General features: G+C 69.8%; 25 protein-coding genes and 1 tRNA gene. 14 read left to right on the forward strand and 12 right to left on the reverse strand.

Translation table 11 applies throughout. From position 1 onward, the window contains the following. The first annotated feature begins 83 nt into the window (after nt 1-83). Nucleotides 84-653: an SMI1/KNR4 family protein gene (locus ACH34S_RS30795; RefSeq protein WP_395956346.1), complete on the forward strand. Its 570-nt coding sequence runs from the start codon at nt 84-86 to the stop codon at nt 651-653. 57 nt (nt 654-710) lie between these two features. On the opposite strand, the gene ACH34S_RS30800 is transcribed toward ACH34S_RS30795, so the two are convergent. Next, the gene (locus ACH34S_RS30800) at nt 711-1142 is read right to left on the reverse strand and encodes a hypothetical protein (protein ID WP_395956347.1); all 432 of its coding nucleotides are present in this window, start codon (nt 1140-1142) and stop codon (nt 711-713) included. Nucleotides 1143-1297: 155 nt separating this feature from the next. Between ACH34S_RS30800 and ACH34S_RS30805 the strand changes: the two genes are divergently transcribed. After that, nucleotides 1298-2851, forward strand: a complete 1554-nt coding sequence (locus ACH34S_RS30805) for an LCCL domain-containing protein (RefSeq protein ID WP_395956348.1) — start codon at nt 1298-1300, stop codon at nt 2849-2851. Nucleotides 2852-2903: 52 nt separating this feature from the next. Here the strand turns inward: ACH34S_RS30805 and ACH34S_RS30810 are convergent, their stop codons facing one another. From ACH34S_RS30810 to ACH34S_RS30820, 3 genes are read right to left on the reverse strand one after another with little or no spacing between them, the layout of a single operon-like run. Continuing rightward, nucleotides 2904-3077: a DUF397 domain-containing protein gene (locus ACH34S_RS30810; RefSeq protein ID WP_395956349.1), complete on the reverse strand. Its 174-nt coding sequence runs from the start codon at nt 3075-3077 to the stop codon at nt 2904-2906. 45 nt (nt 3078-3122) lie between these two features. Continuing rightward, on the reverse strand, nt 3123-3311 hold the full coding sequence (locus tag ACH34S_RS30815) for a DUF397 domain-containing protein (RefSeq protein ID WP_395956350.1): 189 nt from the start codon (nt 3309-3311) through the stop codon (nt 3123-3125). After that, a complete protein-coding gene (locus tag ACH34S_RS30820; RefSeq protein ID WP_395956352.1) occupies nt 3299-4114 on the reverse strand; it encodes a Scr1 family TA system antitoxin-like transcriptional regulator in 816 nt (271 codons plus the stop codon). The genes ACH34S_RS30815 and ACH34S_RS30820 overlap by 13 nt, the downstream gene beginning before the upstream one ends. A 153-nt stretch (nt 4115-4267) precedes the next feature. Here ACH34S_RS30820 and ACH34S_RS30825 point away from each other — a divergent pair, with 153 nt between their 5' ends. The 3 genes from ACH34S_RS30825 to ACH34S_RS30835 are packed head-to-tail and all read left to right on the forward strand — an operon-like array spanning nt 4268 to nt 5210. Beyond that, entirely contained in the window at nt 4268-4657 is a 390-nt protein-coding gene (locus ACH34S_RS30825) for an ATP-binding protein (protein ID WP_395956353.1), read from the forward strand. After that, nucleotides 4639-5007, forward strand: coding sequence for a hypothetical protein (locus ACH34S_RS30830; protein ID WP_395956354.1), 369 nt, complete (start codon nt 4639-4641; stop codon nt 5005-5007). Before ACH34S_RS30825 ends, ACH34S_RS30830 begins: the two co-directional genes overlap by 19 nt. Before the next feature lie 5 nt (nt 5008-5012). Beyond that, nucleotides 5013-5210, forward strand: a complete 198-nt coding sequence (locus ACH34S_RS30835; protein ID WP_395956355.1) for a hypothetical protein — start codon at nt 5013-5015, stop codon at nt 5208-5210. Here the strand turns inward: ACH34S_RS30835 and ACH34S_RS30840 are convergent. After that, complete coding sequence (locus ACH34S_RS30840; RefSeq protein WP_395956356.1) at nt 5207-5719, reverse strand: GNAT family N-acetyltransferase; 513 nt, start codon at nt 5717-5719, stop codon at nt 5207-5209. The genes ACH34S_RS30835 and ACH34S_RS30840 overlap by 4 nt on opposite strands. A gap of 317 nt (nt 5720-6036) precedes the next feature. Here ACH34S_RS30840 and ACH34S_RS30845 point away from each other — a divergent pair, with 317 nt between their 5' ends. Next, nucleotides 6037-6378, forward strand: a complete 342-nt coding sequence (locus ACH34S_RS30845; protein WP_395956357.1) for a hypothetical protein — start codon at nt 6037-6039, stop codon at nt 6376-6378. Between the two features lie 225 nt (nt 6379-6603). Further along, complete coding sequence (locus tag ACH34S_RS30850) at nt 6604-8004, forward strand: pentapeptide repeat-containing protein (RefSeq protein WP_395956358.1); 1401 nt, start codon at nt 6604-6606, stop codon at nt 8002-8004. A 34-nt stretch (nt 8005-8038) separates the two neighbouring features. On the opposite strand, the gene ACH34S_RS30855 is transcribed toward ACH34S_RS30850, so the two are convergent. Next, the gene (locus ACH34S_RS30855) at nt 8039-8815 is read right to left on the reverse strand and encodes an alpha/beta fold hydrolase (protein ID WP_395956359.1); all 777 of its coding nucleotides are present in this window, start codon (nt 8813-8815) and stop codon (nt 8039-8041) included. Nucleotides 8816-8918: 103 nt separating this feature from the next. Between ACH34S_RS30855 and ACH34S_RS30860 the strand changes: the two genes are divergently transcribed. After that, nucleotides 8919-9773 (forward strand): helix-turn-helix transcriptional regulator, encoded by an 855-nt coding sequence (locus tag ACH34S_RS30860; RefSeq protein WP_395956360.1) that lies wholly within the window; start codon nt 8919-8921, stop codon nt 9771-9773. Here the strand turns inward: ACH34S_RS30860 and ACH34S_RS30865 are convergent. Both ACH34S_RS30865 and ACH34S_RS30870 read right to left on the reverse strand, forming a co-directional pair. Next, nucleotides 9736-10902, reverse strand: coding sequence for a methyltransferase (locus ACH34S_RS30865; protein ID WP_395956361.1), 1167 nt, complete (start codon nt 10900-10902; stop codon nt 9736-9738). The genes ACH34S_RS30860 and ACH34S_RS30865 overlap by 38 nt on opposite strands. A gap of 81 nt (nt 10903-10983) precedes the next feature. Then, nucleotides 10984-11643 (reverse strand): DUF4097 family beta strand repeat-containing protein, encoded by a 660-nt coding sequence (locus tag ACH34S_RS30870; RefSeq protein ID WP_395956362.1) that lies wholly within the window; start codon nt 11641-11643, stop codon nt 10984-10986. 318 nt (nt 11644-11961) lie between these two features. Here ACH34S_RS30870 and ACH34S_RS30875 point away from each other — a divergent pair, with 318 nt between their 5' ends. The 4 genes from ACH34S_RS30875 to dnaN all read left to right on the forward strand — a co-directional run bounded on the left by ACH34S_RS30875 (nt 11962) and on the right by dnaN (nt 15668). Further along, on the forward strand, nt 11962-12339 hold the full coding sequence (locus tag ACH34S_RS30875) for a YrdB family protein (protein WP_395956363.1): 378 nt from the start codon (nt 11962-11964) through the stop codon (nt 12337-12339). 65 nt (nt 12340-12404) lie between these two features. Further along, a complete protein-coding gene (locus tag ACH34S_RS30880) occupies nt 12405-13877 on the forward strand; it encodes an AlkA N-terminal domain-containing protein (RefSeq protein WP_395956364.1) in 1473 nt (490 codons plus the stop codon). 28 nt (nt 13878-13905) lie between these two features. Beyond that, nucleotides 13906-14418, forward strand: a complete 513-nt coding sequence (locus ACH34S_RS30885) for a methylated-DNA--[protein]-cysteine S-methyltransferase (RefSeq protein ID WP_395956365.1) — start codon at nt 13906-13908, stop codon at nt 14416-14418. A 77-nt stretch (nt 14419-14495) separates the two neighbouring features. Beyond that, a complete protein-coding gene (dnaN, locus tag ACH34S_RS30890) occupies nt 14496-15668 on the forward strand; it encodes a DNA polymerase III subunit beta (protein WP_395956366.1) in 1173 nt (390 codons plus the stop codon). Nucleotides 15669-16062: 394 nt separating this feature from the next. Here the strand turns inward: dnaN and ACH34S_RS30895 are convergent, their stop codons facing one another. Next, the gene (locus ACH34S_RS30895) at nt 16063-16626 is read right to left on the reverse strand and encodes a helix-turn-helix domain-containing protein (protein WP_395956367.1); all 564 of its coding nucleotides are present in this window, start codon (nt 16624-16626) and stop codon (nt 16063-16065) included. Nucleotides 16627-16794: 168 nt separating this feature from the next. Here ACH34S_RS30895 and ACH34S_RS30900 point away from each other — a divergent pair, with 168 nt between their 5' ends. Both ACH34S_RS30900 and ACH34S_RS30905 read left to right on the forward strand, forming a co-directional pair. Continuing rightward, nucleotides 16795-17460, forward strand: a complete 666-nt coding sequence (locus ACH34S_RS30900) for a B3/4 domain-containing protein (protein ID WP_395956368.1) — start codon at nt 16795-16797, stop codon at nt 17458-17460. Beyond that, complete coding sequence (locus ACH34S_RS30905) at nt 17460-18350, forward strand: EamA family transporter (protein ID WP_395956627.1); 891 nt, start codon at nt 17460-17462, stop codon at nt 18348-18350. Before ACH34S_RS30900 ends, ACH34S_RS30905 begins: the two co-directional genes overlap by 1 nt. 67 nt (nt 18351-18417) lie before the next feature. On the opposite strand, the gene ACH34S_RS30910 is transcribed toward ACH34S_RS30905, so the two are convergent. The 3 genes from ACH34S_RS30910 to ACH34S_RS30920 all read right to left on the reverse strand — a co-directional run bounded on the left by ACH34S_RS30910 (nt 18418) and on the right by ACH34S_RS30920 (nt 19629). Further along, nucleotides 18418-18502 (reverse strand) — tRNA-Ser (locus tag ACH34S_RS30910). A gap of 10 nt (nt 18503-18512) precedes the next feature. Then, the gene (gene tadA, locus ACH34S_RS30915; RefSeq protein WP_395956628.1) at nt 18513-18950 is read right to left on the reverse strand and encodes a tRNA adenosine(34) deaminase TadA; all 438 of its coding nucleotides are present in this window, start codon (nt 18948-18950) and stop codon (nt 18513-18515) included. A 241-nt stretch (nt 18951-19191) separates the two neighbouring features. Then, nucleotides 19192-19629, reverse strand: coding sequence for a hypothetical protein (locus ACH34S_RS30920; protein WP_395956369.1), 438 nt, complete (start codon nt 19627-19629; stop codon nt 19192-19194). Nucleotides 19630-19637 lie beyond the last annotated feature (8 nt).

Genomic DNA, 19637 nt, shown 5'->3' on the forward strand with positions numbered 1-19637 from the left:
ATCCGCCGCCCGTCGGTGCGCCTGTTGTGACGCTCGTCGGTGCGGCCTCGTAGGCTCACGGCCAGGTTGTCGAAGGGATCGCCGTGGAAGACCCGACGGGTATCGCAGCGCTGACCAAGATCCTGCCTTCGGATCTCGGTGCGGACGAGGAGATCGACTGGCCGGCGGCCGAGGCGCGATGGGGCACGCGGTTCCCGCGCGACTACATGGCCTTCATGTCCGTCTATGGCGCCGGTTCGTTCGGCGCCGCCGACGGGCGGGGTCATGGGGGCGTCATCCTCATGCCGTTGCCCAAGGAGAGCATCTATCTGGACGACGAGACCTTTGAGGAGGAGACGGAGAACGTCCGTGACACCTGGGAGATGCTGGGCGGCCAAGAAGGCCTCGACATCGACCCGAAGCACATCCTCGCCTGGGGTGTCACCTCGGGGCCCGACATCCTGTGCTGGCTGACCACCGACCCCGACCCCGACCAATGGCCCGTCCTGGTCTGCGGCCGGCACACCGACAAGGACTTCACGCTCTTCCCCTGCGGCATGGTCGAGTTCCTCCGCAGGCTGATCCTGGACGAGCACGACCCGTACCCACTCAGCATCGACCTGCGGAACATCTCCCTGCGCTACGTGCACAGGCTCGAACGACAGAAGCGTTAGTAGGCCGGGCCGCTTCGGGCGCTGTGGAGCGTCGCTGATCGCGCCGACGCCGACCGGTCACTCGACCTTCGTGTAGATGAGGTCGAAATCGTGTTCCCAGGTCTCGTTGTCGAGCGACTTCGCCCAGCTGGCCTGAATGGTGCGGCCGTCGTCGCTGATCGTCCCGGAGAATCGCTGGTCGAAGCCCGGCGCGTTCCGCCACATCTTCCACAGGCCGTCGGCGAACGTCATCTGGTAGACGCGCGACACGCCCCGCGAGTCGTAATACAGGACGGTGTAGGTGTCGGAGGAGTCGTCCCGGCTGATGAGCTGCACGGAGCTCGGGAAGGGCGGCGGCGACGGAGAGTGAATGCGCAGGAAGGCACCGCCCTCAAGCCATTCGCACGTGACCGCCGTCTCCTCCTCCCCGAACGCCGGAGCACGGATCGTCCATTCTCCGACCAGCGGCTCAAGCGGCTCCAATGCCGGATTCGGCGGCAGCGATGTCATGGCGTGCCCTCCATTTCCCGTCGCCGAGCCGCGGCCCGGCCCGGCTGGGGCTCCCACGCTACCGGGAGTTCGCCAGAGCATGATCGGGTTCTCCGGCGGCCTGTTCTAACGTGGGCGGTATCGGACGGTTCGCAGCGAGGTACGGAGGGTGGCGGATGATCAACTCGGGGCTGGTGCTGGCGGGACGGTACCGGCTGGTCCAGCCGCTAGGCGCGGGCGGCTTCGGAGAGGTCTGGCGGGGCTTGGACGAGCGCCTGGAGCGCGAGGTTGCCGTGAAGGTCCTGCTCGGCGCCGGTGCGGTGGACGCGCAGGCCAATCGGCTCTTCGAGCGCGAGGCCAAGATCGGCGCGAAGCTGGCGCATCCGGGGATCACCGTGGTGCACGACGTCGGGGTCGACTCCTCGTGCCGATTCGTGGTGATGGAGCTGCTCACCGGCCGCAACCTGGCTGCCGAGCTGGAGGCGACTCCCCAGGGGCTGGGGATCGCCGAGGTCGTGGAGTGGGGGGCACAGGTGGCGGACGCGCTGGCGGTGGCGCATGATGCCGGGATCGTGCACCGCGACATCAAACCGGCCAACCTGATGCTCCTGGACAACCGGCGCATCAAGGTCTGTGACTTCGGGATCGCCCGAGCCGCCGCCGCCACCTCCAGCGTGACCGCCCAGGGATACGCCTCCCTGGCCTACGCAGCCCCCGAGCAGCTCTCGAACGAGCCCGTGGACGGACGTGCGGACCTGTATTCGCTGGGCTGCACCCTCTACCACCTGTTGACCGGGAGGCCGCCGTTCACCGGGGACACCCCCGGCACGATTCTGGCGGGGCACCTGTCGAGGACGCCCGTCCCGCCGAGTCGGCTGCGCGCCGAGATCCCCTCCGCGTTGGAGGACGTCATCGTGGAGTTGCTGGCAAAGAGTCCCGCGCAGCGCCCGGACGATGCTACTGCGCTCGCCGACCGGCTGCGCACCACCTCATCGGGGCAGGGGCCGTCCACCGCGCGGACGCGGCGGCTGGTGACGGAGGACCCGCCATATTCGCAGACGGCGGAGCCCGTCTATCTCGGCCCTATGAGCTGGAGCGCCACAGCGTCGGCCTTCCGTGGCCGTGACTATGAAGTCTTCACTGTCGAGTTCCCGCCTGGGGGGAGCATCGATGCTGGAAGCGTTTGGGGTAACAAGACCTACACCGATGACTCCTCCATCGGCCTCGCCGCCGTCCACGCCGGAATCATCACCGTCCAACACGGAGGCCGCGTCACCTTCGAAATCCGCCCTGGGAAGGGGGCCTACGGCTCGGCAATAAGCAACGGCATCGAGTCCTCCTCCTGGGGAGACTGGCAAGGCAGCTTCGTATTTCCCGAGAACCATGTGAACGTGGGCGCGGGTCCGCAGGCGACAGGCCCGGTCTATGTCGGCCCTATGAGCTGGAGTGCCACGGCGTCGGCCTTCCGTGGCCGTGACTATGAAGTCTTCACTGTGGAGTTCCCGCCTGGGGGGAGCATCGATGCTGGAAGCGTTTGGGGTAACAAGACCTACACCGATGACTCCTCCATCGGCCTCGCCGCCGTCCACGCCGGAATCATCACCCTTCAACGCGGGGGCCTCGTCACCTTCGAGATCCGCCCTGGGAAACGGTTCTACGGCTCAGCAGAACGCAACGGCATCGAGTCATCTCGCTGGGGCCGCTGGCACGGCAGCTTCGTGTTCCACTGACGACCCGGTCGACCTGCGCCATCGTCCAAACGCCGGAAGGACTTTCCAGCGGTTACCGCTTGAGGCCCGCCATCAGGGCGCGGAAGGTGTCGGGGGTGATGAGGAGCTTGGGTCCGTGCGGGTCCTTGGAGTCTCGGACGCCGATGTCTCCGGACAAGCGGGCGAGTTCCACGCAGTGTGAGCCGTCCCCACCGGAACGGCTGGATTTTCTCCACGCGTTCGTCATTGCAGACTCCTGAGCCCTGGCCCGATGGGGCCAGGGCTTCGTAGGTTACCGCTTGAGATCCGCTATGAGAGCGCGGAAGTTGTCGGGGGTGAGCCGCAGGTCAGGGCCGTACGGATCCTTGGAGTCTCGAAGGCCTATGGCACTTCCAAGGTCGGCCAGTTCGATGCAGTGGTCTCCCTGCGAACTGCTGTAACTGCTTTTGCGCCACGCGGGGCGAGGGGTCATAGCTTCCATATCTCGTCTGCGATCTCCCTGATCAGCACCGCCGACAGTTCGGCCGGAAGCGCGTACGTGGATATGTCCGCGAACCGCTCGTGCAGTCGCTCGACGTCGGTCAGTCCGTCCAAGATCCTGCCGTACGGCTCGGAGACAGTGTAAGCGGTCCGAAGGTTGCCGGGCAGGGTCGCGAGAACGAACGCTCCCGAGTTGCCCGGATGCGGGGTGCCGTCTGGAATTACCTGGATGGACAGGCGCTGGGACACAGCGTCGGCGAGCCGGTGAAGCTGTTCGTACATCACTTGGGCAGGACCGACCCGCGAACGGAGGACTCGTTCCGGGAGGACGTAGTACAGCCTCGGTGGCGGCGGTTCGTCCCTGGTGAGGATGGACTGCCGGTCCATCCGGCCCTGAACAGCTTGCTCGTCGCCGTACAGAAGCACTTCGGCGTAGCTCGGCGTTTGCAGCAAGCCGTCGATCACGAGTGGTTGATAGGACCGCAAGGTCTCGGCCTGGGACTCGTACTCGGGCCACTGGGCGAAGTGTTCGGGGAACACGGCGGTGCGGCCGTCGAAGAGGCCGTCGTGGAGGTGGGAGAGGGCCTCGCGGGTGTTGAGGACGCGGTCGCACTCCTCGGCGAAGACGCGGTCGCAGCTGGCCTCGCCGCGCTCGATCTGCCCGATGGTGGACGCGGCGAACGGGATCTGGTCCGAGAGCTGGGCGAGGGAGAGTTCCGCGAGCTGGCGGTAGCGGCGGACCTCGGATCCGAACAGGTCGAGGGGGCCGCGCGAGGGGGTCAGGGTCTTCGGGCGTTGCGGCATGTCGTTCCTCCGATCGTCGATGACCGAACGATGAACACCGGTGAACGCTGAGTCGCGATTATGCCTGCGACCACGCGTTTTGCGTCTCCTCGAATCCTGCCGCAGGCAACGCTCTGTGACAGAGCAATCGCAGATTTCCCCGAGGTGATTCTTTTGTCTCCCGCTTTCGCTCCGGAGATTCCATCGCTCGTCCTCGAACCCGATGTCCAGGCGCCCCAGCTCGCGCGGCGGTTTCTCGCCGAGCTGTTCGCCGAGTGGGGTATCGAGGACGACTACATCGGCCGGCTCGTGGTGTGCGAGCTGGTCACGAACAGCTACAAGCACGCGAAGGGGCGGATCACCGTCCGGGTGTTCGTGGACGACGGCGACGGCCGGGTGGTCGTGGAGGTGGAGGACGGCGGCGACGGGCGGCCGGTGGTCAGGCCGGAGAGCCACACCGCGCTGGACGGTCGTGGGATGGCGCTCCTGGCGGACCTCGTGGACGGCTGGGGTGTCCGTCCGCTGGCCGGAGGCGGGAAGGTCACGTGGGCGAGACTTCGCTGACCGGATACGGCGTGCGCCGTCTCGTCCGTGACCGTTACCTGGTGTGGCGCACCGAGCGGAACCGTGACACCGCCATGCGGTACCTGGACGGGCTCGCGGCGGCGCTGGAGCGGCGCGGGTGGCGCTGCGTGCAGACCTACCGTCCGGTGGTCGTGGCGGTTCGTGTCCCGTTGCTCCGGGTGTACGGGGCGGACGTCGCCGTGACGTTGCGCGTCCTGGCGATGCCGGGGGGCGGGTGGGGCTTTCACGAGGCGCGGCAGGGGCGCGACGGGTTCCTGTGCCGGTGCGGGGACGACGTCGAACCGGCGGCGCGGATGATCGACCGGTTCCTCCGAGACCGGCCGATGTGAGGACGATGGACGAGGCCGTCGCGTTGCTGCTGATCCGGTCCCTTTTCGCCGGGTGGACGATCGTCCGGGACGAGTGCGGGGATTGGCGGGCGACCTGTTGTGTCGTGGTGTCGTCCGGTGACATTGGCGGGTTGCTTGAGGCGCTCGCCGCCGTCGACCCCGACGCGGCGCGGCGGGCCGTCTCGCTGTTGCGGGAGTGCTAGCGGGCGGGGCGTTCGAAGAGGAGTTCGCGGCCGTCTTCCTCGTCCCATTGCTCGCCGACTTCGGTGAAGCCGTGGCCTGCGATCGTGGCCAGGGACGCGGTGTTCTCCGGGCTGATCGACGCGCGGACCGTCCTGACGGACGGCTCGGACGCGGCGCGGTCGAGGAGGGCGGTGAGCATCGCCTTCGCGTAGCCACGGCGGCGGTGGGCGGGGTCGACGGAGTAGGCGATCTCGACCGTTCCGCTGGTGTTCGGGGCGCCGTGGAAGCCCGCGTGGCCGACGACGGCGCCTTCCGGTTCGGCGACGACGGCGCGGACGATCCAGCGCGCGTGTTCGGGTTCCCGGTCGAGCTGGCCGAGCCGGAATCGCCAGAGGAATTTGGCCTCGTCGGTGAGGAAATATTCGGTGAGCGGGATCCCGGCGGCGGCGCTCGCGCCCGCCAGGTCGTCGTCGAGCAACGCTTTCATGGCCGATTGCGGCAGCTCGACGAAACGGATGGCAGGCGGCATGGGCGGCTCCTCGGGTCGGGGGCCGTCCAGCTTAGGTCGTGCCTTCCGGCGGCGAGAAATGGATTTGGGTTCGGCTCGTCTCGAGTGTCGTTGGACATGGAAACGTCAGTGGGGTTGGACATCAGGCGTCAGTTGCTCGGACATGAGTCGTGGCAGTAACCGGTGGGCTCGCATGGCGAGCTGTCGCGTACTTTTCGGCGAGGTCGCTCCTGGTGTCCCGTGTGTGGTGGTCCTTGGTCGCGAGGGACTGGCGAGACGCTCGCGTAGGCATGACAATCCGGGCATGGTTACGCGACACGCAGGCGGGAGCCCTGCCGATGAGTGACTACGACGGTTGGACCATGGGCGAGATGCGCGACGGCACCCCCATCCGATGGAAAGTCCACCCCGAGCGCATCGACCGGCTTTCTGACCACCACCGGGCCATCCTCGAGGAGGAGGCCAGCGGCCGGGGGATGACGCTGATCGAGTACGCCGGCTGGGTGGGTCGGATGCCCAGGTCAGAACTGCACGTGTACCGCGACCGGGTCCGCTCGGGTGTCGGCGGGCCGCGCCTGGCCGAAGTGTATGACGCGTGGCTGTCCGCACGGGTCGCGGTGACGGAGAGGCAGACGTTGCAGCAAGGCTGGAACCCCGGAGAGCCGGACAGGTGGGTGTAGGGGACCCTCCGCAACAACTTGCGCGCTCGACCGCAGCGGCCGCCCTGCGGACTGCAGCACCTCCAAGATGTCCCGGTACGATCACCCCGATCGGCCCCGCCGCCTCCGCTGGCGCGGTCCGGTCTTCTCCTGAATGGATTTAGCGGCAGCCCTTGTGGGTGTTTCGGTGTCTCGTCCCGCCAAGGGTGCATGGACGTGCTCAACTGCCCGTGATACAGAGCGGATATGGGGCCGCCTTACCCGTTCAACACCGAGATCCACGTCAGCTCGGACTTACGGGCTCCGGAGCTGGTGAAGCTCGCCTACCGCCTGGGGCACGAGTGGCCGGGGCAGGCTCGGGCCACCGCTCCCGCCGACCGGCCCACCGCCGAAGCCGCGATCATCGGCCTGTACCGCTTGATCGGCGCGGCGGAGCCACGGCTGGTCTGGATCGACTCGCCCGCGGCCGCCTTCCCGGCGGACGGTGATCCTCGCCTGCCCTCGGAGGAGGCGATCGCGGAGGCGCATGGTGGACCGTCGCCGGGGGCGTTCCTCCTGAACGAGCTCGGTGGCCTTGTGCTCGGCGAGGATACGAGCCGAGGGCGGGGTCGACTGGGTGGGGAGCCTCGTTGGTGGCGGGCCAAAGCCCGTCGTCGGAAGCTGTGGGAGCAGCGCCTGTCCCTCTGGACGGATCTCGTCGGTTCCTGCGGCGGCTGGTGGCCGTTCGAGCGGGTGTGCGTGGTGCTGGAGCGGCCGACCGTAGTCCACATCGCGCCCTGGGGTGCGGACGGTCACGACGGCAAGCTGCTGCACCGGCGGGACGGACCGGCGATGCGCTACCGCGACGGGTGGTGCCTGTACGCCCTGCACGGGACGCTGGTCCAGGAGGACGCCGTCAAGGGCGAGCGATCCGGGACCGCCCCACCGGCCGGGCAGCGCACCGATCTCGCCAAGCTGATCGAGAGGAACGACGCCCTGGCCCTCGCCCGCCTCGTCGGCGGGGATTACCGGGGAGCCGACCTTCGCGGTGTCAGGTTTCCGCCCGGCACCGATCTCACCCGCGCCGACCTCAGCGGGGCCGATCTGCGCCACGCGGATCTGTCCGGCGCGTGCCCCGACGGCAACGGCCTGTATGTCGACTTCACCGACTCCACGTTCGCCGGAGCCGATCTGCGCGGCGCCGACCTCGGCCTCGTCCCCGACTTCAGCGGGGCGGACCTGAGCGACGCCAACCTTTCCGGACTGAACCTGGGTGGTGCGCCCGAGTGCGGCTTCTCGCAGTTCACCGATGCGAAACTCGTACGCACCACCCTCACCGGCAGCTATCTCCTGGGTGCGGGCTTCAAGGGCGCGGATCTGACCGGCGCGGATTTCACGGACGCCACCTTCTGGATCGGCATGGGGCCTGGCTCAATCGCCGACCAGAAATACCTGGCGGTGCACAACTTCGCCGGAGCCACCTGGGACAGCACCACGAGATGGCCCAACGATCGCGTCGCCGAGGTGTTCAGGCAGGTGTCCGATCCGGTCGACGACGTTACGTTCCGCGTGGGTGACAAGCCGCGGTTGCCCGTTGCCGACCCGCGCCCACCGGCCAAGCCGGACAACGTCGGTCAAGGTGACGTCTTCTTCGACTTCGGCCGCTAGTGCCATTGTTGGTACCGGGCGAGGTGCGACGGCGCTAGGGGCGGTCCAGGAAGTCTCGGACGAGTTTCGCGAAGTCGTCGGGGCGTTCCATCATCGTCACGTGGCCGGTTTCGAGTTCGGCGTACTCGGCGCCCGGGATGGCGCGGGCGAATTCGCGGTGGTTCTCGACGGGGATTAGCTGGTCGAGGGTGCAGCCGATGGCGAGGGTGGGGGCCTCGATGCGCGGGAGCAGGTCGCGGACGTCGAGGCGTTGGACGAGGTCGAGCTGGCGTAGGCGGGCGTCGGTCGGGCGCATGAAACCGTGCAGCTGCTCGGTGCCGTCGTGGCCGATCGCGTTGAGGAACCGGGGGCTGAAGGAAGTCAGCGTGCCCAGGCGTCCGAAGGCGACCGGGTCGCCGGCGAGGTCCAGCCAAGCGGTGATCAGCTGCCGGACGTACTCGTCGCCCAGATGGCTCAGGCCCGCGACCGGGACCAGCCGCCGGACGAGGTCCGGACGCAGCGCGGCGGCAGCGGCGGCCGTGGGCGCGCCGAGCGAGAAGCCGACCACGCCCGCCCGTCCGGCCCCGGAGTGTTCGATCACGGCGTTGACCTGGGCGGCGAGGGCCTCGATGGTCAGCGGTGCGCCGTCGTCCTCGGCGGGGTCGGAACCGGCGAGGTCGGGGAGGATCACGGTGTGGTCGGCGGCGAGCGCGCCGGACCAGCCGTCCCACATGGCCGAGCCGGGGCCCACGCCGTGGACCAGGACGACGGCGGGCCCGGAGCCCTCGGTGCGGTAGGTGATGCGGGCGTTTCCAACGGTCAGTTTCGTCATGCGTCCAACGCTGCCCGGGCGGGGCGGTGATGAGGAGCGGACCGCTTTGGCTAGGACAAGCGATCCCGGGCTGCGGTCCCGGACATGGCGGAACATGGACGGTATGGACATGAACCGCCGCGAACTCGCCGACTTCCTCCGCCGGTCGCGGGAACGGCTGCGCCCGCAGGAGGTCGGCCTGGCGTCCGGGCCGAGGCGCCGCACGCCGGGACTGCGGCGCGAGGAGGTGTCGCAGCTCGCGGGCATGTCCGCCGACTACTACATGCGGCTTGAGCAGGCGCGGAGCCCGCAGCCGTCGACGCAGATGCTCGGCGCGCTGGCGCGGGCGCTCCGGCTGTCGGAGGACGAGCGCGACCATCTGTACGTCCTGGCCGGGCATCGTCCGCCCGCGGGGCCGTTCGCGGGCGAGCACGTCCGGCCGGGGTTGCTGTACCTGCTCGATCGGCTGCGTGAGACGCCTGCGCAGATCGTCGGGGACCTTGGGGACGTGCTGGCGCAGAACGCGATGGCCGAGTCTCTGTTCGGGTGCGTGTGCACGGTGGAGGTCGGCGATCGGAACATCGTGTGGCGGTGGTTCACCGACCCGTTCGTCCGGGAGGCGTACCCGCCGGACGAGCACGACCACTACAGCCGCCAGCATGTCGCCGACCTGCGGGCGAGTGTGGCCCGGCGCGGCAACGACGCCGTCGCGGCGGCGCTCGTCCGGCGGCTGCACGATGCCAGCGAGGAGTTCGCGGCGCTCTGGAAGCGGCATGAGGTGGCCGTGCGCCGCACCAGCCGCATGAGGGTCCTGCACCCGGAGCTCGGGGCGATCGAGTTCGACGCGGAGACCCTGCTCACCCCGGCCGAAGATCAGCGGCTGGTCGTCTTCACGCCGCCGCCGGGGAGTCCAACGATCGAGGCCCTCGAACTGCTGCAGGTCATAGGGCCTGAGAGCGCGCACCGGAGCCATGTCTGAGGCGCCAGAGGGAGGTCGTCTCGGCGGCGCGGGCGGCGTGGAGGGGGTCGTCGGGGTCGGCGGCGCGCGGGTGCGTCGGCTTGGTGTCGAGCCGTCCGACGACCTCCAGGCCGGACGATCCGATCAGCGCGAGGAGATCGTCGCGGGTGCGGAGGCCGAGGAGTTCGGCCAGGTCGGAGAGGATCAGCCAGCCTTCGCCGCCGTCCGGTTCGAGGTGGTCGGCGAGGCCGTTGAGGAAGCCGTGCAGCATCCGGCCGCCCGGGTCGTAGACGGCGTGTTCGAGCGGTGAGCCGGGTTTCGCCGGGATCCAGGGCGGGTTGCAGATGATGAGCCCGGCTCGTCCTTCTGGGAACAGGTCGGCCTGGACGACGTCGACCTGATTGGCCACGTTCAGGCGGTTCAGGTTCTCCTGGGCGCAGGCAAGCGCGCGCGGGTCGTTGTCTGTGGCGACGACTCGTTCCATGCCGCGGCGGGCCAGGACGGCTGCCAGGACGCCTGTGCCTGTCCCGATGTCGAAGGCCGTTGTCGTTGCTGGGAGCGGCGCTTCGGCGACGAGGTCTACGTACTCTCCTCTGACCGGCGAGAACACTCCGTAGTGCGGATGTATCCGGTCATTGCCCAGCGCGGGAATGGGGACGCCCTTCTCGCGCCATTCATGGGCGCCGATCAGCCCGAGCAGTTCACGCAAGGACGCGATGTAGGGCTGGTCGTCCGGCCCGTACACCTGCGTGCAGGCGTCTTGGACGTCGGGCGCGCGGCGTAGCGGGATCACGTGTCCTGGGTCGAACGGTATGAGCAGCATGGCAAGCGTCCGCGCGCGCTGGGCACGGGCCTGGCGGTAGAGGTGGAAAGCCTGCGCCTGGGACGGTTCCGCCTTCTGCCGCTTGCGCTGTTTTGCCTTAGTCGGAGGACGGTCTATGCGGCGTGCCATCGCGTTGAGGAGCTGCCGCGCGTTCTGGAAGTCGCCGCGCCACAGCAGCGCGGTGCCCTCGCAGGCCAGCCGGTAGGCGTCGTCCGCGCGGGTCTCGTCGTCGGCGATCGTCACGCGGCGGGGCGGCGGGGCACCGCTCTCCGACCGCCAGCGGACGCGCTGGTCCCGGCCGTCCTCCCGCCAGGAGATCTCGTCCACGCACTCACGGTATCGCCGGGGACACGACACCTGGTCCCGCGAGGCCCCCGTCGATGCCCGCGGGGCCAGGTGCCGGGGAGGCTAGCCGCCGGATCGGACGTTGATGTCGCCGTTGTCGGTGGTCAGGTCGAGGCGGTGCGGGGCGGACGCGTCGTCGGGGATCCCGATCTTCCGGTCGCCGTTGTCGGTGCGCGCGGAGACGCGGTAGCGGCCCGGCGCGGGGACGGTCACGGTGACGCCGCCGTTGGACGTCACGGCGCGGATGTTCTGCGCTTTGACCAGGGCGAGGGTGATCTTCCCGTTGTCGGTGCGGGCGTCGACGCCGTCGCCCTTGAGACCGCGCCCCTCGATCTTTCCGTTGTCCGTCTTCGCCTTCACGGATCCGGTGACGTCGTCCAAGCGGATGGAGCCCGAATCGGTCGACACGTTCACCGCGCCTACTCTCGACAGCTTGATCGACCCGCTGTCCGTAACGCCGTCCACGGGGACGCGGCCAGGGAGGTCGATCGTGTAGCTCACCGAGCAGTTCTTGCCGCAGTCGCGGAGTTTCAGGACACCGTTCTCGACGCGGTGCGTCTGTCCGGTCGGTTTGCCCCCGCGGTATTCGACCTTCCGGCTCAGTGACGCCTTGGACGCGCCGCCGCGCAACGTCACGCTGCCCGAATCGATGTTGTCGAGTTGCACCGCCTTGATGTCGCCCTTGAGAGCGGCGTCGTCATCGAAGGTCGAAGCGAAGGCCATGCCGCACGCGCTCAGAGAGGTCGCGCCGACCGCGGCTAGAACGAGAACTGAAAGCTGGCGACGCACGGTTGCCTCCCGTTGACCCAAGGTCTGAATGCTGTTGAGCCTAGAAACGCGAGGGTCGAACAGCCTTCACGCCAGGGAGCGATCTTCCCTCTGGCTCCAGGTGCCTAGGGCCGGTCTCCGCCCTGCTACTGCCGGTGGACGGCGGCGCCCCCTGGCCAGGGCGCCGGGTCTCGCTGGGTTCTCGCCGGGTCTCGCTGGTCAGAGCGCCCCTCACTGCAAGGCGTCTCGCCCACGCCGGATACGCTGACCGGCGTGCGACTACCTGGGCCGATGCACGTCACGAACGAGGGTCTGGCGTTTCTGCTGGAGATGGCGACGATCGTCTGGCTCGTCTGGTGGGGGTTCGCAACCGGCGGAAACGTGCTCATCGGCATCATTCTCGGAATCGGTGCGCCGACCGCCGCGATGACGTTGTGGGGACTGTTCGCCGCGCCGAAGGCGCGTTACAAGGTCGCGCTCCCGTTCGTGCTGCTGGTGAAGGCTCTGGTGTTCGGTGCCGGGGCCCTTGCTCTCTACGGCGTTGACCGTCCCGCGTGGGCGGTCGCCTTCGCCGTGGTCGCGCTCCTCAACACCGCCTTGGCGACCGCCGACCGCGACGCCCGTTTCCACAGCGAGCCGCACCGCCTCTGAACCACCCGCACGTTGATGTCGGATTCTCGCTAGTGGACTGTCCTGACCTCGGCGATGCTGGGGGCATGCACGAGGACGCGGAAAGGTGCCTGCGAGCGGTCCAGGCCAAGGACGCCCGGTTCGACGGATGGTTCTTCATCGGGGTCGTCACCACCGGGATCTACTGCCGTCCTAGCTGCCCGGTCGTCGCCCCCAAGCCCGAGAACATGCGCTTCTACCCGAGCGCCGCCGCCGCGCAGCAGGCCGGATTCCGGGCCTGCAAGCGCTGCCGGCCCGACACCACCCCAGGCTCGCCGGAATGGAACCATCGCGCGGACGTCGTCGCCCGCGCGATGCGGCTCATCGCCGATGGCGTGGTCGACCGTGAAGGCGTCCCGGGTCTTGCACGGCGGCTCGGCTACAGCACACGCCAGATCGAACGCCAGCTCAACGCCGAATTGGGTGCGGGCCCACTCGCCCTGGCGCGGGCCCAGCGCGCTCAGACGGCACGGCTCCTCATCGAAACGACACCCCTCCCGATGGGTGATGTCGCGTTCGCCGCAGGGTTCGCCAGTATCCGGGCCTTCAACGAGACCGTCCGCGACGTGTTCGCCCTAACGCCGACCGCTCTGCGCGAGCGTGTCGCTAAGGGGCACCCACCGGCCGGCTCTGGCGCGCTGTCGTTGCGGCTGCCGTTCCGGGCGCCTCTCTGCCCGGACAACCTTTTCGGCCATCTCGCCGCTACCGCCGTCCCAGGCGTCGAGGAATGGCGGGACGGTGCGTACCGGCGCGCCATGCGGCTCCCCCGCGGGCACGGCATCGCGACCCTGCGCCCCCGGCCGGACCACATCGCCTGCACGCTCACCCTCAGCGACCTGCGCGACCTCACCATCGCGATCAGCCGCTGCCGCTGGATGCTCGACCTCGACGCCGACCCCGTCGCCGTGGACGACCTGCTCCGCACTGACCCCGTCCTGGCGCCGCTCGTCGACAAGGCTCCTGGACGGCGCGTCCCGCGAACGGTGGACGCCCCCGAATTCGCCGTGCGCGCCGTCCTGGGCCAGCAGGTCTCCACGGCCGCGGCCCGCACCCATGCAGGACGCCTAGTCACCGCCTACGGCGACCCCATAGCCGACCCAGGCGGGGGACTGACACACCTCTTCCCGACCCCGTCCGCCTTGGCGAAACTCGACCCGGAAGACCTCGCCTTCCCGAAAGCGCGCCGCACCACGCTCATGACCCTGGTCGACGCACTCGCGAGCGGTGAAATCGACCTCGGGGTTGGGAGCGACTGGGAGGAGGCCCGCGCGCGCTTGACCGTCCTCCCCGGTTTCGGCCCCTGGACGATCGAGTCGATCGCGATGCGCGCCCTAGGAGACCCGGACGCGTTCATCCCCACCGACCTGGGAATCCGCGCCGCCGCCAAGACACTCGACCTGCCCACGACGCCCGCGGCCCTGACACGACGTGCCGCGCAGTGGCGTCCGTGGCGCGCCTATGCCGTCCAATACCTGTGGGCTACAGGCGACCACGCCATCAACCTGCTTCCCGCATCCTGAGCCCTAGGAAGGAACCCAAGGAACCCATATGGAATCGACGACGCACGTCATCGTGGACAGTCCCGTAGGCCCGTTGACGTTGGTGGCTCTGGACGGTGCCCTGTCCGGCCTTTACATGGATTCGCAGCGGCATCGTCCGTTCCAGGAAACGTTCGGCGCACCCGGCGATCCCGACACCGAACCCTTCGCCACCGCCGCCGAGCAGCTCTCGGCCTACTTCGCCGGTGACCTGACCGAGTTCGACCTGCCGCTCAACCTCCAGGGCACCGAATTCCAGAAGCGCGTCTGGACGGCGCTCCAAGAGATCCCCTACGGCGAGACCACCACCTATGGGCAGCTCGCCGTCGAGCTGGGCAAACCGTCCGCGTCCCGTGCAGTCGGCCTTGCCAACGGACGCAATCCGGTGAGCGTCATCGTCCCCTGCCACCGCGTCGTCGGCTCCACCGGCGACCTCACCGGCTACGGCGGCGGCCTCGACCGCAAGCGCTACCTCCTCGACTTCGAACGCAAGACCAAGATCACGGAGGACGCCCTTTTCTGAATGTCGGTGGCCGGGGATACCGTGCGTGACACGGCCGGAAAGCGGCCCGTCCGGCAGTCGCGGAAAGGCAGGCGAAGGTGGAGTTCCGAGTCGACCGGCAGATACTCGCCGACGCCGTGGCCTGGGCGGCGCGGACGCTGCCGGCCCGCCCCGCGCTCCCCGTCCTCGCGGGCATGCTCATCGAGGTCACCGAGCAGGGCGAGCTGACCCTGGCCGGGTTCGACTACGAGGTGTCCGCCCGCGCCAGGGAGGACGCCGACGTCGCGGAGCCCGGCCGCGCCCTCGTCCCTGGGCGGCTCCTCGCCGACATCGTCCGCAACCTCCCCCCGCACCCCGTGGAGATCCACATGAAGGGCTCGGAGGTCGTCGTGCGGTGCGGCCCCGCCGAGTTCGGCCTGCAGACGCTCCCCGTCGAGGACTACCCCACCCTCCCCGAACCACCCGCCCGCGCCGGCACGCTCCCCGCCGACCTGTTCGCGACCGCCGTCGCCCAGGTCACCCCGGCCGCCGGACGCGACGACACGCTCCCGATGCTCACCGGCGTCCGGATCGACATCGAGGGCGACACGATGTGGCTCGCCTGCACCGACCGCTACCGCATCGCCGCCCGCGAGCTGACCTGGTCGCCCGCCGACCCCGGCTTCACCGCCGGTGTCGTCGTGCCCGCCCGCACCCTCGCCGACACGGCCAAGGCCATCAAGCGCGGCGCCGAGGTCGCCATCGACCTCGGCGGCGTCGCCGACACCCTCATCGGCGTGTCCGGCGGCGGCCGCAGCATGACCAGCCGCCTCCTGGACGACCAGTACATCAACTACAGATCCCGGCTCACCGGCACCTGGTCGTCCGTCGCCGAGATCCCCGTCGCGCCGTTCGTCGAGACCATCAAGCGCGCCGCCCTCGTCACCGAGCGCGGCACGCCCATCCGGCTGGCGTTCACCGCCGACGAGGTCCGCGTCCGCGCCGCCACCGGCGACTCCGCCCGCGCCAACGAGAGCCTCGCGGTCCGGCTCAGCGGCGACGACCTCGACATCGCCTTCGCGCCTCAGTACCTCCTCGACGGCCTCGCCGGGATCGACACCGAGTACGCCCGCCTCGAATGCGCGGGCCCCACCAAGGCCGCCCTCCTAACCGGAATCCCGGACAAGAAGGCCCCGTCCGACGACGAAAAAGACGCCTCGAAGGAGACCACCTCCGAAGAGACAGACACCGGCTACCGCTACTTGGCCATGCCCGTCCGCCTAACATCCTGACCCCCACCCTGGCCCCTGATCCCGGCCCCTGATCCCGGCTCACCAGCGCTGAACCGGGCGCCCCAGGGCCCCTGGATCCCCGAACTGATCACTGGCCCCGGTCACGAGGGCATGTCTCGAAGTGGGCCTCACTCACGCGCAGTCGCCCGCCCGTCCGGCCCGGCGACGCCGAGCGAGCCTGAGTGAGCATCTTGTGATGCGCTGCCGCGTTTGCCCGCGGCCTGAGTCAGGCGCGGGCCATCGGTGGAGCCCCGTGACGAGACGTTGAAGACACCCAACCCGGCCCGGTCACTCGGCCCAGCCTCGGCCTTGGTTACCGCTCCGGTCGCCGGCCCTCGCCTCGGTCGTCGCCCTCGGTCATTGGCGCTGGACGGGGTTCTGGAGGGCGGTGAGGTTAGAGGTCGAGGACGGCCAGGATGAAGTGGACCTCGTCGTCACTGGCGTTCCCGTAGGAGTGGGGCCGGTCGCCGACGAACACCGCGGCCGTGCCTTCCTCGACGAGGTCCGTCCGGCCGTCCACGCCAAGCGTCAGGGTGCCCTGCTGCACGAACACGATCTCCTTGGTGCCCGGCACATGCGGGTCGCTGTCCCGCGTCTCCCCGGGCTGGAGCTTCCAGTGCCACAGCTCCAGCGATGGCCGAGGGTCGCTGCCGGCGAGCAGCGTTCCCGTGCCGCCGTGCTCGCCCTCCCACAGCACCACGTGCCGTTCCGGCCGGAACAGCCGGACCGGCGGCTCCTCCTCGACCTGCACCAGCCGGGTCAACGGGACGCCGAGCGCGTCGGAGATGCGGATGAGCGTGCCGAGATTGGGGTTCCCGCGGCCCTGCTCCAGCCCGACCAGCACACCCTTGCTCACCCCGGCCCGTCCGGCGAGCTCGTCCAGGCTCCAGCCGTGCCCGGCCCGCAGCGCCCGCACGGTCCGCGCCACGGCCTCCCCGATGGCATCCTGCTCGCTCACTCGTCCGCCCTCCAGCCGCCGAACCCGTCCCCCAACGATCCCACCGCCGCAACGTCCGGCCACCAAGGATGACCGTCGGAGCCCGCACCGTTGAAAACGGGGTGGAGTGCTCGGTCGGTATGATGGTATCTCTGTATCATTAAAATGACCGCCGGGGAGGGGATTGGAATGCTGGATCGGGTTGTCGTGGACGACGCCGTGCGGGAACTGCGTCCCGACTTCGCCGTGCTCGTCCTGACCGCCGAAGGCCTGGCGAACGGGCCCAGCGATCAGGAGTCGGAGGGCTGGCTGGCCGAAGCGGCCGAAAAGGCCGACCCCGGCGACCCGCACGTCGAGGCCTGGCACGACGCGTACCGGGCGTTCGGCGCCAAGCCGAAGCGGACCCGCCCCTCGGTGGACGCGCTGCTCCGGCGGGCCGGCTCGCTCCCGTCCATCAACCGGGTCGTGGACGCCTACAACGCGGTGAGCGTGGAGTACGCGCTGCCCATCGGCGGCGAGGACCTCGACGCCTACCGAGGCGCGGCGCGGCTGGTGCGGGCCACCGGCGACGAGCCGTTCGACGTGATCGCGGACGGCGAGCCCGCCGTCGAGCACCCGGAGCCGGGCGAGGTCGTCTGGCGGGACGACGCGGGCGTGACCTGCCGCCGCTGGAACTGGCGGCAGTGCGTCCGCACGCGGCTGACCGAGACCACGAAGAACGGGTTCTTCCTGCTCGAACGCCTTGAGCCGTACCCGATCGAGAGGCTGGCGGAGGCGGGCGACCGGCTCACCGAGCGGCTCCGCGCGATCTCGCCGGACGTCCGGGTGGCGAGCAGGCTCATCGGCGGACCGTGATGGTCACCGTCCTCGCGCTGGGCGCCGCCCTCGCCTACGGCGTGGCCGACTTCCTCGGCGGCGCGGTCGCCCGGAAGTCGACCGCGTTGCGGGCCCTGACCTGGTGCGTTCCGGTCGGGCTGCTGATCGTCCTGGCGTCCGCGCTGCTCAGCGGCGGTAGCGCCGGGCCCGTGCCGATGACGTTGGGCTTCCTGGGCGGCCTCAGCGGCGGCGCCGGTCTGATCACCTTCTACCGGGCGCTCGCCCGCGGGCCGATGAGCGTCGTCGCCCCGGTGTCCGCGCTGGCCGCCGCGATCCTGCCGGTCGGCGTGGGCGTGCTGCGAGGCGAGCGCCTGGCCGCGTCCGTCGTCGCCGGTGTCCTGCTCTGCCTCATCGCGATCGGCCTGGTCAGCATGGAGACCGGCAGCACCACGACCGCGAGCCCCGACGCAGCGCCCAGCGCAGGCGGTTGGCGGCGCCTCCTGGATTCGGGCCCCTTCATGGCCGGGCTGTCCGGCACCCTCTTCGGGGTCTTCTTCGTCCTGCTGAAGGCCGCCGGGGACGGCACCGGCCTCTGGCCGATCGTCGGCGCGCGCGTCGGCACCCTCACCGTCATCGTGACCGCGCTGCTGGTCATGACCGTCCGCGGCGGCGGCCTCGGCCCCAAGGTGTCCGGACGGACGATGATCGGCCTAGCGCTCCTGTCCGGCACCCTCGACGCGAGTGCGAACGTGCTCTACTTCCTCGCCGCCCAGAAGGGGATGCTCAGCCTCGCCGCCATCCTCACGTCGCTCTACCCGGCGGTCACGGTTCTGCTGGCCAGGGTCGCCTACAGCGAGCGGCTCCGGGCCGTCCAGCGCGTCGGCATGGCGGTCGCCGTGGCGGGCGTGGCCCTGGTCACGGTCGGCTGAGGCCCGGTTCCCGGACGCCGCATGAGAAAGCCGCCGACCGGTACCGGATCGGCGGCTCACTGGCGAGCGGTGGTGGTGGGATTCGAACCCACGGAAGCTTGCACTTCACACGCTTTCGAGGCGTGCGCCCTCGTCCACTAGGCGACACCACCGCGGGAGAGCCTACCCGACTCTGCGGCGGGCGAAGAACTCGGTAAGGAGCGCGCCGCACTCGTCCGCCAGCACCTCCGCGATCACCTCCGGACGGTGGTTGAGGCGGCGGTCGCGGACCACGTCCCACAGCGATCCGACCGCGCCCGCCTTCGGGTCGACGGCCCCGTACACGACCCGGTCCAGCCGCGCCAGGACGGACGCTCCCGCGCACATCGTGCACGGCTCCAGCGTCACGACCAGCGTGCACCCCGACAGCCGCCACCCGCCGAGCGCCGCCGCCGCGTTCCGCATCGCGATGATCTCCGCGTGCCCGGTCGGGTCGGCGCTGCGCTCACGGTCGTTGTGCCCCGTCCCGACGACGGCGCCGGACGCGTCCAGGACGACGGCCCCGACCGGGATCTCCCCGTCCTCGAACGCCACCCGCGCCTCCCGCAACGCCAGCCGCATCGCCTCCACGAACCCGGCACCGACGTCCCCACCCGACCCGCCACCAGCCCCGGACGCGGCACCGGACGCGGCACCGGACGCGGCACCGGACGCGGCCGTCGAACCGGCCCCGCGCTCCGGGCCATCGACCGCAGCTTCGGGGCGACAAGGCTCAGCCTCAGGGCCGCTGACCTCAGCTTCAGGTCCGCCGGGCTCAGGCTTGTGGCCGCCGGGATCGGGCTCGGGGGTGGGGGGCGGCGGGTCAGTCACGGAGGCGGTCGAACTCTTCGCCGAAGCCGGCCTGTTCGGCGATCGTCAGCAGCGCGTCGCCGGGGATGGCGCGCTCGCCGAGGTCGCCGAGCTGCTTGGCGTCGAGGCCCAGGTCTTCGAGGAGGGCGGGGTCGCCGGCGGCGTCGCCGTCCGGGACCTCGCCGACGAGCTGCTGGAACAGCGAGCCGAGACCGTCCTCGCGGACGGTGGAGATGTAGGCGTGCGGCTCGTCCTCGCCGTCCAGCCGGACGACCGCGAACCAGTCGTCGTCCTGCTCGACCAGCAGGACGACGGGATCGCCGTAGGACTCGACGGCCGCCTCCCGCATCAGGTCGGCGATGTCGTCGACGTGCTCGGCCTCGGCGATCACGGCCTCCGCGCCGACCCAGCCCTGCGGGGTCCGCGCGAACACGGCGGCGAAATGGGACACGTTCTTAT

Source organism: Actinomadura sp. 3N508 (assembly GCF_044326375.1).
Classification (GTDB): domain Bacteria; phylum Actinomycetota; class Actinomycetes; order Streptosporangiales; family Streptosporangiaceae; genus Spirillospora.